We start from the raw sequence: 14194 nt of genomic DNA, 5'->3' as shown, positions 1-14194 counted from the left end.
ATCCTTCCTTGAGGATTAGTATTATGGAGACACTTCAAAAATTGTTCTTAGTAGGTTTTTTATTAGTTTCTATAATTCCATTAACTCAATTAATGACAACAATAAATAATTCTATTGTAGATATATTTGCCACACAAGTAGATTGGTCAGATGGAGGAAGAGTAGCTAATCATAGTGGTACAATAGCAGGACTTGTTGTAGAATTATTTTATTTTATAGCTAATTTATATCTTAATTTTGTATATATTATGAGAAGTATAATGATAGCTATATTAGTAGCAATAGGACCAGTCTTTGTAGTTAGTATGGCTTTTACTGTTAAAGGGAAAGGATTGCTTGATAATTGGAGTAAAGAGTTAGTTGCTAATGTATTCCTACAAGCCTTTCATGCATTCTCATTTGCTTTTATATTAAATGTTCAAGGAGCTAGTAGGGGAATAGAAGAATTAGTAATAGCTTGTTCTCTAGTGCCACTAACAGAATTTTTTAGGACAACAATATTTGGGATAAGTGGAAATTTTGCTATTTCACAAGGAAAGCTGTTAGCCAAACAAACCAGTGCGATAGCAAGTAAATCAGCAGAAGCATTTTCAAGCTCAAGTAATCACAAGAAACAAGGAAAATCAAGTTCTTTTAAAGATGATAAAACTAAGCAAAATTCAAATAAACTACAAAATGGTACAAAATCAAAATTAGGTAAAGCAATGGGAGTAGCAGGAAAAGTATCACAAAAGGCATTCGATGGAGCTTTGGCGACTTCCAAAGTGGCAGGGGGATTAGCACTTAGTGGAGATGTAAGCGATGGGGCAACAGACTTCCGCTCTATGATAGAAAATAGTAAAAATGATTTTATGGGTAGAGTAGAAGGATTTGGGAGTAAAAATTATAATAAAAAAGATGGTACATTAGGTTATAAAATGACTGGAAATACTAAGCAACCTATAAGATCAAAGCAATATTTACAAGACCGTGGACTTGACTATGTTTCTCACAAAGGTGGAGGAACGCTTTTAATAAAGAACAGGAATTTGTTATCCAAATCTGACAAAGAAAACATTCATGAATTTGAGAAAAATTGGAACAACCCTCAAACTGATAGAAACTTACTTCTAAAGAAAAATGGTATAGACAATATCTTAACAAACCAGAAGGGACAAATAACGAGTATAGGTTATAACAAACAAGGTTTAAAGAAACTAAATATTAAGAAGGTAAAAGAAGGAGATCACTTTGGAGAATCAGCTCTGTATGAGGATAGAATAGATAACAAGTTAAACCCTGTCTATACATTTAAACCGATACAAACCTTAAAACCACAAATAAACAAAGAAGATAATAATACCAAGGAAAAGGCTAATTAAGGTCTTTTCCTTTATCTATATTATAGAAATTTGAGTTTATGAAATGAATTGGAGGTGAGGTGTTTTATGAAAAAAAGTATTTTTATAACGGTAATTATAATAATGATTTGTATGACTGGAATAACAGTTTTTTCGGAAGAAGAAGAAGGAAAAAAAGATAATGACTATTTAGAAACTGGAATAGAAACTTTGGATAAAATAAATAGAGAAAGCAGTTATTCAATTAAAGATCCAGCAGATGAAAAAGCATTGGACAAAGCAACTTCTTATATTACAAGGAAACAAGGTGAAGCTATATGGGCTTTACAAGTATTAGCACAACCTATTTGTATAATTGTTTTTCTAATAAATGCTTATATTACTTTAATAGGTGGCATAGGTAGCCACAAGATGAAGTGGTCTGGATTTACAGGGATGATATTGAGTATAGTGGTATATACAATAATTTTATATGTTCAAACTATTTTTCAGATTTCAGTTAATTTTATAGGTTCATAGAGATAATATAAAACAAGGCAAAAGAAATTGCCTTGTTTTATGCTTGGTACTAAGAATTTAAACTATTAACATACAATTGAAGCCAAAGTTTAACTTTTTTAAGGGTTTTAAACTTATTTAAGCATGGAGTAGTTATTTTTACTGTATCTAAATCTCCTAAGTATACAGACCAGCAATTGGCATAGTTTTCACATACTGTATATGTTTTATTATTATGTTCAGTTTTATATGCATAGGTTTTTCCACAGCTATCTGAAATTTTGGATCTTTTAAATTTAAGAGTAATTTTAGTTTGTTCATCAATATCTAAAATAGTGATGTATCCTATTTCATTAAGATAATTTTTCCAATAGTTAATTTTTTCATCTAAATTTGAAATGATATCATTGTATTTTTCAACGGATATATCTTTTTTTGAGTTAACAATATTATCACGTGTTTTGATATAGAAAGATTTGTCTTTTAGAAATCTTTCTATTCTTCTCTCTACAACTTTAGGGTCTTTTTTTTCTGATATATACCGTCTAGTAGCTTCAGCTTTTTCTCTATAATATTCAGCTTTTTTACTTAATTCATTAGCCTTGTCATAAGAGTTTTCTAGTCTTTTTATTGCTCTCCTATGACCTTTTTCTGAATGATGACCTACCAATATAGGTTGTCCAAAGGGAATATGGGATCTTATTTCAGCACCTTTTTTATGTTCTTCTTTAGATTGTTCTTCAAGGTATTTAGCTTTGTCCTCATAATATTTAATTCTTGCCTCAGCTCTTTCAAAATCTTGTTTTACTACATCTTTATAACTAGAATTGATTATTTCTAAAGCCTTTTCATCAGAGGTTAATTCTATTGCTAACTCTTTTCTATCAGGTGTTTCTTTAGCATACCAACACTTATTTCGCCTAGACCATCTAAATCTATTAAGCTTTAATTTATCAAGTATAGATTGTTCAGGTTTATCATCAAAATAAATTTCTATACCACCTTTATCATTGTTTAATTTCCAATATGTATTATTCATAAAATCTCTCCTTTTCTAATTTTTATATTATCTAATTAATTAGCATCAATGTGAATTGATTGTAAATACCATTTTCCTACATCTTCATGAGTAATTAGCTTTCGTATTCCTAGCTCACCAAAATAGAAACATAAATTTGTAGTCTCATTCAGAGTGCCAGTATCTAAAAGGTAATTAGTAATTAAATTAAAGAATTCTATGTCATGTGTTTTTACCATAATATCTACAATCTTTTCAAATAAAAGACTACCTTTTAAAACAAAATCAATATCATCTATTTTTGTAACAGTAGGATCAGGAGTATTATCATCATGTAAATCTTTTAGTTTATTCAATTCATTTAAATAAATATCAGATATATCACCTTTATCAACAATATTTTCTTTAAGTAAGATATTAAAGTAATCTAAAAGATTTGAGCTAACACTTAAATAGCTATTGGATATAAAATGATTAGTAATTAACAGAAAAAATTCTTTGTCAGCAGTAATTTTTATAGTTTCCTTGATTTTCACAAACAATGGACTTTCTAAAAAATTGTTTTTATTATTCATAATTCTATCTCTCCTTAAATTATTCTATTTATCGCATCCTTGCGATTGAATGAGTGTATTTATTTAAAAGAACTGGCCAGTTCTGTAATTTTCTAATTCTTTATATTTTAAGTTTGTAATTCTCTATGCTACTTTTTTAACTTCTGGTTTTTCAATTTCTATAAGGAATTCAACAAAAATATCTTTAGCTTTAAAAGTAATAACTGTATCATCGTAAAGTTTAGTCTTTTGCTTCTTAGAAGGTGTTTCCACAATAGATTTTATTACTTCATCACTTGTTTTGATTTTCCCAGATAATAGCATTTTAATTAATTGATATCGACCAAATCGCTTTGGAGGTATGTAAGCCTTTTTCTTATCAATTTTTACAAATGGAGAATAAGTCCATACACCCTTTCTCATCTCACTTATAAATTCACATTTAAGGTCATGTAAAGCCTTTAGTTCAATTTTTATTAGGTTTAAAACAGCTTCTTCTAACAAATCATTAAATCCTAATTTATACTTATCTAAAATTTCTTGAATATTTTTAAGAGTATTTTCAGTTATACCGATTTTGAATTTTAATGCAACTTTTAGGCAGGTTTTACCCCAGCCCAGAGCATTTGTAATGTCTGTTATAATTAAAAAGTTGTTATTAATCTCAATGCTTAATTTTTCTTTCTTAAAGTAATAAGCATTATTTATATTCATATCAGTTAGTTTTATATCAATTTCATTTGTTTTTATAATCATTCAAATCATCTCCTTGTATTTTAATAGCAGAATATTCCGAAATATATTTAGTTTTTTATAAATTAAGCAACGGATTTTGTGAGTTCTAGGTCTTCTTCAAATTTAGCTTTGTAGTAGAGTAGATTAGCAGGAATACCTTCTACAAATTTTCCATTAGTTTGATTTTTATATCCATTTATAACCTTATGAATTCTTTTATAAGTCACATCTTCACAAATATTATTTTCATTATTAGTACAGAGAATAAATTTTCTATTACCATTATCTTCTTTATTAAGCCTTAAAGTGGCATGCCCTGTAGTTCCACTACCAGCAAAGAAGTCTAGTATAGATAATCCTTCTTTCTTTGGATGGAGGTTAATAAGAAATTTAATTAAGTCAGTGGGTTTGGGATAATTAAACACCTTTTTACCAAACATAGCTTTTAATTCTTTAGTAGATTTCTGATTTGTAGCTTCCGCAAATATATTAGAGTAAGGAACATTATTTTTCTTAGCATAAATTTTTCTATATGCTCCATAATGACATTTGTTATTTTTCTTAAAAATAATTTTACCTTTTTTAAGTTCTTTTAGATAAGTTCGAAAACTGATAGCCCAGCATGGATCATTTTTACCAGCACTTTTTTTCTGTCTTTTCATAAACTCAATTTCATTATCAGGATAGCTAATTGAGCCATCTGGAAGAGTGAGGGGATAATCCTGTGATTTTTTATACCCATAGGAACTTTTTCTAAGTGCTTCTAATCTGTAATATCCATTCTCATCCTTGTATTTATAATTGTCTAGATTGCTATCACGTTTATTAAACTTTTTAATATTACCATAGACTAATATTTGCTCTACATTAGAAGAAAGATATTTAGATTGGTTTTTATGGGAACACTTTTTCCAGAAGATTGTGTCTATATATTTTTTTTCTCCAAAGATATTGTCGCAGAGTATTTTTAAATAGGCATACTCTCGGTCATCAATACTTATAAAAATTACTCCATCATCACTCAGTAAATCTTTAGCCAACACCAATCTTTTTTTCATAAATTCAAGCCAAGAACTATGGTTCTTCCAGCTATCGGAATAAACAAAATTACAGCGTCCAGTATTATATGGAGGATCTATATAGATTAAGTCTATTTTTTCGCCTTCTGATTTTAGAATATTAAGGGTATGTAGATTATCTCCCTCAATTAAAAGATTGTTATTTAGAGAGCTATCTTTAATAATTTCCTTCTTAGTAGTAAGAATAGGTGTTTTTACTTTTAGTTCTCTTTCAATTGGTTCAATAGTTTTACTTGTCATTAGTTTCATTTATATCAATCCTTTCAGTTTTATAGTTGTTTTTTGATAATTGAATTTACAACATAAATCTATAAAAATTATTAAGGCAGTCTTCTTAAAAATCAAAAACGCACGACTAAGGTAGAGTATTTGAAAACTCTCCAAAAGAATTTCCAGTTAACTTTGCTACCTAAACCCATATCTAAAGACACGGGTTTGTAGTAGCTACATTATGAATTTTGAACTTTGGAATTCTTTTACTTACAGTTTTAAAATAGTTATAATTGTTTAATGGAATTTTGTTTTTTTATTTATTTGATTTAAACTTTCCAACTTGTATTGCAAAATTCCATAACTGTTTAGTTGAATAACGTTTTATAAGATTTTGATACCAATTTACTAAATCTTTTTGCTGAATATTTCTTTGTAGCATTACCTTCCAATCTTTGTGAAGATGTCTTGCGATTTTATCAGTTAAACCTATAGCTCTAAGAACTTTCAATCTTCCATTATTTGAGTCAATAGCTTGTATATATGCTAAATTACCTTTATTGTTTATGTAGCTTACAACCCTATCGTCTTTATATAAACAAGGGTTAAAAAGTATTTCGCTTTTTATTTTTCCAATCTTAACTAAATATAGAATATAACCTTCTATACTCTCTAATTTTCTGAATTCAATGTTTCCATTTCTATAATTATTTATTTCTTTTTTAGTTATATTAGGTAAATAAGATATTATCTCAAAACCAGTGCTAAAATTTGTAGTCGTGGCTTCTATTCCTCTCATATGTTTTTTAAAATTTGGATGTATTTCATTTAATACTAATGTTTCCATTTACATTCTCCTCTCATTTTTTAGTGTTATTTATAGATAAAACTTAAAATTTTACTTCTTTATTCCAATAACAAAGGGAAGTAGGAGTTATTTCTCCTACTGTATTTATAAAAGTAGTGAAATTAATACTTATCTTACCGAAATTATGAGTTTATAACTGGAAAAGTATTTAGGGGGAACATTTATTAATATTCAGTTTTCAAAGAACGTTTATCGCCTTGTATAATCAATATAGCAGAAATTAAAATTATCGCTAGTTCGATTTATCCAATATATTGGATAAAATATAGACAAATAGCATTGAAGATGTTATTATTAGAACAATAATAACTCTACAAAATTTGTTAAACTATTATTTCGGAGGAATTGAAATGGATGAATTGTTTAATATAGATATAAGAAAATACGATGTTTATAAAATAGCTAACTGGATTCAAAAGTGTAGAAATGCTGTTAAGATTGCAGATGAAGATAGGGAAGATAAAGAAAAATACAATAGATACCTATGGAATGTAGACTATTTTACTAATGCTTGGAAAGAATATTATAACAATCATATTAGAGATAAAATTGAAGAAGAGTATAATAAAGCTATTATCTCTTTAAGCAAGCCGAAGACTAGATTAATCCTTAAGATAGGAAAAGAAAAGATAAATATTAGTAATATAATGAACAATATGTTGACACAAGAAAAGGATGAAGAGAGTGGAAATCTATTTAATCAATTACTAGATCAATATAAGAAATATAAATTAATAGAGTTGGATGAATACTATAATCTATTTCTTACACTTAAAGGTAGTGATATAGAACGCCAAATCATTCAAAAGTATATAGAAGATTTAATCTACGGCAGGAAATACTATTTAATTGAACCAAAGAATATACAAATAAAGAAATATAAAAAGATAAAAGTAAAAGACCCTTTTAAATTATTAAAGCAAATAGAGGAAGATATAAGAGATATATCTAAATCGGAAAAAGTAGACTATGTTGCTGAAGCTTCCTTAGATTTTGGTTATGATAAACACTATACAAAATCAGAAGTGGAAAAGGAACTTAGGCATTACATGATTAATCCAAATACTTTAAAAAACTCATATTTTAAAGATGATAAACTAGACCATCAGAAAAATCTTTTTATTAATCTAGCATTTTATTTTGGATTAGACCTCAATTGTGCTGAAGCTTTGTTAAATGTTAATGGCTTTACTATAAAAAATAGCTTATTAAAAAAAGATGTGATATTAGAAAAGTGTTTTAGATTAGGGGTTGGGCAGGATTATACCCAAGCATTATTAGAGAAACAAGGATATAAGCTAAAGAGAAAATATTCTAGAAAAAAGAAATAATAGCATACAAAAAGAGCTTTGAATTTAATCAAAGCTCCTTTTAAAAAATGATACTTTATATCTGTCTTAAATAGATTTGATATATAGTTGTGTTGAAATTATCCATTCCTGCAAAAACATATTGCTTGTTATCTTTTTCATAAATTTCAAAACATTCATATACATCCCAATCTTCATTAGTTGGAACATAAACTTCCTCATATCCTATATATTTATATCCCAAATCTTCTAATGCTTCACGAGCATTTAAATAACTAATTGTATCATCAGGTGTTACAGTTTTTTTTCTCCAATAACTACTCATAATACACATTCCTCCTTATAATTTTTTTAGTATTTTTAATTTATAAAGTATAAGGAATATTCGTCTTACTGTTCTTTGCTTGCTTGTAAAATCCTTTCCCTAAACTATAACAAGTCTTCTACTCCAGATGAGTAAAAGTGCTTGTCTAAGACAAATTCATTCCAGTTAAGATTTATAACCTATTTAATTTTCTTATATATATTATCCTAACCAGTTTGAATTCGCTAAACAGCATCCTTTTTTCATCATTAATTTTGTTGCATACTTAATATATACTATGTAATTCTTGTCCAAAAATAACTGAAATTAAAAATTAATTTAATTATTTTTTATATGATGACTTACATTTTTATAGAAGTCAGGTTCAAATTGTTTTAACAGAAAAATAAAAGTAAAACCATATCAACTTTCTTGATATCCCATAAATTTAAACTCCTTTTCTCTATTTGCTTTGCTAGCATTATGATAAATTTTTCTAGATATGTCAAGAGGATAAACATAAAAAAGAGTCCCATTAAATAGGACTCAAGTGGCACGTTCATAAAGTCATGCATCATTTTGCTAGAAGTCTGCTTATTGCCTTATTCTAGTTGGCTGAGCAACACCACTAGACTGTATTCTCCTAATTATTGCAGGAGAAACCAGCTTACGTTTGCGAAGTATATTAAATGCTCCATTAACATCTGCATTTATAAGCCTTCCATCACTTGCTATATATAATCCACGTTTAACTCTTTTGCCAGAGAAGGTATATTTTTTATTAGAACGTTTTTCTGGAAGAAAGTCATTATCTAAAAAACTTGCTTTACTTGTATAACTTTCATCAACAATAGTTAGATTAATATTATTTTTCTTGCATTTAAACTTTAACTTTTTAAGAAATTTAGAATAGGGCATTTGAGTAAAGATTTGATTGTTTCTATGTCCAATATTAGATAATTCTTGGAATGCTTGATTATAACCAATAGCAATATTGGCAATTTCATTTTTTATACAATAATTAACTATAAAAGCAACAGATTTATTTAAATAGTCTTGGACTTGATTTGTTCTTTTGTTTATTAATTTTCTATAACCTTTAGTATATCCCTTATTACCTTGCTTTTTTTTCATTCTGTTAATTTTAGCAACTGTTTTATTAAAGCCTTGATTAATGGATTTTATTTTTTTACCATCAATAATGAAGCATTTTCCATTAGTGTCAGCACAAGTGGCAAAATTAGATACACCTAAATCAATGGCTAAAGCATTGTTCTTATCTAAGTTTAAGCTAATTTCATCTACTTTATAAATTACCAAAAGTTCAAATTCTTCCATTGTATAAAACTTAGGACGTACAACTATCTTTTTAATCTTAGTTTCTTTAAGATCATGAGGAAGGGCTATCCATATATCTTTATAACTCTTTCGATACTTTATACTCATGGGGATTTTAACCATTCCATTATTTTGGGAAAAATTTTCAGATATTAATGGAAAATAATGTTTCTTCTTCTTGGGTGGATTAGCTTTCTGCCAATCTTTATATAGGTTGTATTGTTTCCCATTTTTTATAGTTGTCATAAAGGTTTTGTAATTACTTTCGGCTTCTTTTAAAATTGCTTGATATCTACTACCAAGTTCTTTATAAGCCCAAAATGATTTAATTAGTTTATAATTGTCTTTCCAAAATAAAAACTGTCCAGTATCTTTAAAATGGTTTTCGATGTTATCTAGTGCTTGATTATATATTTTTTTTGACAGCACACATAGTTTTTTCAAAAGGACTTTTTCTTCTTTTTCTAAGTGTCTTAAATTAATTCTTCTTGTAGCATATAGCATTATCAATCTCCTTTCATTTTTCTTATACAACATGATAATGCAGTTATGACTTTATATATAATTTTTATCTGCTTTATACTTGTCTAACTAAAATAATTGGATTTATTGCTAAGATAAAAATAAAATGTTAGAATATTCTAGTAAGGACTAAACATTAAAAAAAGTTATTTAAAGAATACGGGTATGCTAACTACTCTTAAGAAGAGTAGTTAGGACTTAATAAAATGTGTGAGGAGGAATTTAAAATGAAAAGAACTAAAACTTTAATTGTAATGATGATGTGTGTAATGATGGTGATGATGAGTTTAACACAAATAAGTGTTTTTGCTGATGATGAAATAGAGGGTAATATTAAAATTTATATTGATGGGAGGGAATTATATATTCCTGAAAATATGGGTTCACCTTTTATTAACTCAGATGCAAGAACAATGGTCCCTGTTAGAGCCGTAACAGAAGGCTTAGGTAAAAAGGTAGAATGGGATGGAGCTACTCAAACAGTTACTCTTGATGAAAGTTTATCATTAGTAATTGGTAGCAATATTCTTACTACACCACAAGGACCTACTAAAATGGATACAAAAGCAATTTTAAGAGATGGTAGAACATATTTACCATTAAGATTTATCTCTGAAGGATTTGGATATGAGGTAGGTTATGAGTTTTCAAGAGGTTATCACAATATCTCTATTAATAGAGGTACAGAAGTGGTAGTCGATGAAAACTTTGATGGAACTGTTATTGATATTTCAAAATATAAAGATGTTCCAGTTTATCCTAAAGACGGATTAAACTCTGTAGGTGTTGGATTTATGGAAACTCCACAAATAGGAACAAGACCTTCTGGTTCTTCATATGAGGATGACCTTGAAACTTTAAATGAACTTTTGGATAATTCAGGATATAAACTGAATGAAGGTGGATATCTTACTTATTCTGCTTCTTCAACTGGAATGGCTGGAAACTCAGCATTTTGGGTTAAAAGAACAGATGATAATAAGCCTGTTATATCAATAAGAAATTGGAGTCCTGATAAAGAGGAAGATGGAGTATTTCAAAGAGTTAATTATATTATGAATATGACAGCAGAAACTTTATCTTATTATTCAAAGAGTAGAGAGGATGCTAAAGCGATTTGGAAAACTATTGACAATTTAGCAAAAAATTCATCTAATGAGGTAGATTATTCAAAACCTTTAAAATATGGAAATACAGTTATAAAATTTCTAAATCCTGACAGTTATGGGATTGATATAGTTATAGAAAATTCAAATTAATTTCAAAAGATGTAGCTTTAAAGCTACATCTTTTAATTTGCCTTAAAAAGATATAGCTCAATTTAATATTGATACCCCTTTTTAAATTTTTCATGATGTAAACATCAAAACTCTTTATAGCAAAACACTTTTCACTTGTAATTATTTTTCAATTAACTATAATATTAATATAAAAAAACAAACCATCCAATGCAGATGGATGGTTGTTTTTTAATAATATAACCTCAAAAATTCCAAGTTATATTATGTTTTTTGCAGAAATTCTCCAAAAAAAATTGTACTACCTTGTAAGTAGATACAACCGAAAGAACAACTGCTAGCACTAACAATATTAGCACTAAGCATTGCCTCCTTTCGTATAGTTAACGGTATTAGCTATACAAGCATTTGCAAAAGACTATAACTTTGCCTGATACCTTGGGGGCTTTTGCTAGTTCTAGTGTATACTAAAAATTATTTTTCAACAAGAAATAATTATCATTTTTTTGTAAAACATTTTTTAGTTGTAATTGTTTTCCATCTTTCTATAATATTAATGAACAAAACAAATAGGTCAGTGCTAAAGACACTGACCTATTGAAGACTTTTTATAATTTTAGAAGTCTACCTTTTGTCCTAATGAAAGGTAATACAAAAATTATCACGCTAACAAACAACAAAAATGTTAGTTCCACAAATTTCTGGAACACACAAAACCCCCTTTCAGATAGCCTTACAGCTATCGGAAAATTTACAAAGTTTCAATAACTTTGGACAGAAGACTATGGGTGCACATAGTCTTCTTTACTTTCTTTGGAAGATCTTTGCACTTATAATTATAATATATATTGTCATGTTTTGGCAATAAATAAACATAATTTTAAAAAGCCCTTAAAGGGCTTTTTTGATGTTAATTATTGATATGCTTAAAATAAGTATAAAACTATTTTGATTTTAAATAAATTATTTTTTTAATAAAAAAAGATATAATAGTAGTAATGATTCATTAAGTGTTAAGCTAATTAAGTATTTAAACTAAGTAAAAAATATTATATTATTAAAAATGAAAGGAGGAAAAGTAATGACAAAACAAAAAACTAGATATTTATTTTTAATTTTATTAACTTTTACTGTTTTCTTTGTTGGTTTTACTTTAGATGTTTTTGCAGGAGATAATAGTTTTTTTGATGATAAAAAAGATGAATTAAACAGTAAATTAAAAATGACATCAGCAGAATATCGACAGAAAGTTAAGTTGCTGTTCCTATAAGCTTTTAAACTTTTCTAGGAAAAGTTTGATTATATAAGCTAGGTTAGGGACTTTTTTTATGCCTAAAACCCCTTAAGAGCAAGTAAAAGTTATAATAACCTTCTTTATTTATATAATGTATAAACATTAAAATAAGGAGGGAAAATAAAAAAAATGACTAAAAATATAAATTTCGATAAATACGAAAAAGAGATACTGGAATTATCATTTATTTCTAGATATAAAAGAGATACGGATTTTATAAGAAATAGGATTACAGAGATTAAAACTATTAGAGATGACTATCTAAATAGATTTGGGCTGGATGAGAATTTTCTTAGATTACAGGAAATCATCATAAACTACAATATTTCCTTGAAAGAAGCCTTGGGATTAGATTATAAAAATGAACTAAAATCATTAAATTTTTTACTTTCCATTAATTACAATAATATAAATAAATTAGATATAGAAAGTTAATAGTCTTTTAAATATATAAAGCCCCTTACTTTATTAAAAAGTAAAGGGCTTTTGTTATGTCATAAGTCAGATAAAGACTTGAATTATATATCGTTCCAGTCCATAATGCTACTGCTAAAAGAATATATAAGCATATATATAAAACGTATATACCTATAAAAATGTCAGGCATATAGTTATTTTTATAGGTATGGAAATCTATTATATACAAAGAGAAAAGAACTTGTCCTTTAACTAGGGAGGAACAAGTTCTCATGGGAATGTGTCTGCTTATTAAATTGTTTTGTTATACTATAATGATATACAGTTAGTATGGTAAATATTCAATAAAACGGTTTAATAAAACAGACCTCCCTTAAAAAATTAAAAGGAGGTTATTTTAATGATTAAAGTGATTAAATCAATTGACAAATGGATAATTATAAATACAGAAATAAGAGAACAAAAATTCACTAAAGACTATAAATTCTTTTATGAGTATAAAAAATATGGATTTGATACAATAGAAGATTTTATTAAAGCATTTGTGTATAAAGAAATAGATAAAGGAATGATGAGAACATTAAAGGATCGAGCTATAGAAGAAGATGCAGAAAAAGAGAAAGAGGAAAACTTAAAGAGGAAGAAAGAGGGTTATAAGAAAAAGCTTAGAAAAGAGAGAAAAGAAAAATTAATAAAACAATACAAGCAAAAGTATCCAGATAAAAAACATTACGAAATAATGGAAATGGCAATAGCTAAAGTAGATAATAAAGTAAATTGGAAATTCTATATTAACTTAACATACAAGGAGAAAAAGAGCCTTAAAAGAAAGATGAGATTAAAGAAGAAAGATATTAAAGCATTTATAGAAGATATATCTTTAGAAGAAAATGAATTTGAAACTATAAAACAAGTATATGACTATATTTCGGGAGAAGTTAATTTTAGAGATTATTTTAATATAACTTATATTACAGGGGACTGCCCACTCATAGAAGGGTATAAAAGTGTAATTAACAAATTTGATGACTTCTACAAAATTATGAGCTTTAATCCCAAGAAGCAAGAAGGTATTATATTTAATATTTGGGATCTATTGGATTCATATAACATAGATATATTTAACTTTATAAAAATGAAGAAGCTAAAGGTTGATGAAGTAGAAGAATACAATAGAAGAAAAAAGGAATATAATAAGAAATTAAAGCAATTAGATAAAGAAAAGAAGAGGTATAGAAAGTTATTAGACAAGATAGAAAAAAGAACTTTACAAAATAGATATCCCATTCTATTTAATTACCTAAAGCCACATATGGAAGAACTTAAATTTTTACTGAAATTGGGAATAGATAACATTAAAACTGTTAAGCAATTAGACAAAGATAACAATGTTGTATTCTTTGCTTCAAGAAGGTATTTAGTAAATATATATCAAAAGAAAATTTCTAGTGGAGCTATGAGTACGAAGA

General features: G+C 27.2%; 14 protein-coding genes. 7 read left to right on the top strand and 7 right to left on the bottom strand.

Annotated elements, in window-relative coordinates; all coding sequences use genetic code 11:
- Both V6137_RS18785 and V6137_RS18780 read left to right on the top strand, forming a co-directional pair.
- Nucleotides 1-1361: hypothetical protein (locus V6137_RS18785; RefSeq protein WP_425449514.1), on the top strand; the 1361-nt coding region annotated here is incomplete at its 5' end.
- Nucleotides 1362-1427: 66 nt separating this feature from the next.
- Complete coding sequence (locus tag V6137_RS18780) at nt 1428-1859, top strand: hypothetical protein (RefSeq protein WP_425449513.1); 432 nt, start codon at nt 1428-1430, stop codon at nt 1857-1859.
- A gap of 49 nt (nt 1860-1908) precedes the next feature.
- Here V6137_RS18780 and V6137_RS18775 read toward each other — a convergent pair whose 3' ends face one another.
- The 5 genes from V6137_RS18775 to V6137_RS18755 all read right to left on the bottom strand — a co-directional run bounded on the left by V6137_RS18775 (nt 1909) and on the right by V6137_RS18755 (nt 6281).
- Entirely contained in the window at nt 1909-2877 is a 969-nt protein-coding gene (locus V6137_RS18775; RefSeq protein WP_425449512.1) for a DUF3560 domain-containing protein, read from the bottom strand.
- 35 nt (nt 2878-2912) lie between these two features.
- Nucleotides 2913-3431 carry a hypothetical protein gene (locus V6137_RS18770; protein ID WP_425449511.1) on the bottom strand — a complete coding sequence of 173 codons (519 nt, stop codon included), beginning with the start codon at nt 3429-3431 and terminating at the stop codon, nt 2913-2915.
- A gap of 123 nt (nt 3432-3554) precedes the next feature.
- Nucleotides 3555-4166, bottom strand: coding sequence for a hypothetical protein (locus V6137_RS18765; RefSeq protein WP_425449510.1), 612 nt, complete (start codon nt 4164-4166; stop codon nt 3555-3557).
- Nucleotides 4167-4228: 62 nt separating this feature from the next.
- Nucleotides 4229-5464: a site-specific DNA-methyltransferase gene (locus V6137_RS18760; RefSeq protein ID WP_425449509.1), complete on the bottom strand. Its 1236-nt coding sequence runs from the start codon at nt 5462-5464 to the stop codon at nt 4229-4231.
- A 286-nt stretch (nt 5465-5750) separates the two neighbouring features.
- Nucleotides 5751-6281: a hypothetical protein gene (locus tag V6137_RS18755; protein ID WP_425449508.1), complete on the bottom strand. Its 531-nt coding sequence runs from the start codon at nt 6279-6281 to the stop codon at nt 5751-5753.
- A 371-nt stretch (nt 6282-6652) separates the two neighbouring features.
- Between V6137_RS18755 and V6137_RS18750 the strand changes: the two genes are divergently transcribed.
- A complete protein-coding gene (locus V6137_RS18750; RefSeq protein WP_425449507.1) occupies nt 6653-7633 on the top strand; it encodes a hypothetical protein in 981 nt (326 codons plus the stop codon).
- A 55-nt stretch (nt 7634-7688) separates the two neighbouring features.
- On the opposite strand, the gene V6137_RS18745 is transcribed toward V6137_RS18750, so the two are convergent.
- A complete protein-coding gene (locus V6137_RS18745; RefSeq protein ID WP_425449506.1) occupies nt 7689-7937 on the bottom strand; it encodes a hypothetical protein in 249 nt (82 codons plus the stop codon).
- A 573-nt stretch (nt 7938-8510) separates the two neighbouring features.
- Nucleotides 8511-9758, bottom strand: coding sequence for an RNA-guided endonuclease InsQ/TnpB family protein (locus V6137_RS18740; RefSeq protein WP_425449505.1), 1248 nt, complete (start codon nt 9756-9758; stop codon nt 8511-8513).
- Nucleotides 9759-10003: 245 nt separating this feature from the next.
- On the opposite strand from V6137_RS18740, the gene V6137_RS18735 reads away from it, so the two are divergent.
- The 4 genes from V6137_RS18735 to V6137_RS18720 form a co-directional block, all read left to right on the top strand.
- Nucleotides 10004-11035: a stalk domain-containing protein gene (locus V6137_RS18735; protein ID WP_425449504.1), complete on the top strand. Its 1032-nt coding sequence runs from the start codon at nt 10004-10006 to the stop codon at nt 11033-11035.
- 1060 nt (nt 11036-12095) lie between these two features.
- Nucleotides 12096-12284 carry a hypothetical protein gene (locus V6137_RS18730; protein WP_425449503.1) on the top strand — a complete coding sequence of 63 codons (189 nt, stop codon included), beginning with the start codon at nt 12096-12098 and terminating at the stop codon, nt 12282-12284.
- Between the two features lie 153 nt (nt 12285-12437).
- Nucleotides 12438-12743: a hypothetical protein gene (locus tag V6137_RS18725; RefSeq protein ID WP_425449502.1), complete on the top strand. Its 306-nt coding sequence runs from the start codon at nt 12438-12440 to the stop codon at nt 12741-12743.
- 382 nt (nt 12744-13125) lie between these two features.
- Nucleotides 13126-14194 (top strand): hypothetical protein (locus V6137_RS18720; RefSeq protein WP_425449501.1); only part of this gene is annotated, 1069 nt, incomplete at its 3' end.

It is taken from the genome of Dethiothermospora halolimnae (assembly GCF_037577855.1).
Taxonomy (GTDB): domain Bacteria; phylum Bacillota; class Clostridia; order Tissierellales; family VENL01; genus Dethiothermospora; species Dethiothermospora halolimnae.
The sequence above is the reverse complement of the archived record's forward strand: the minus strand, read 5'-3'. Positions and strand labels throughout refer to the sequence as shown.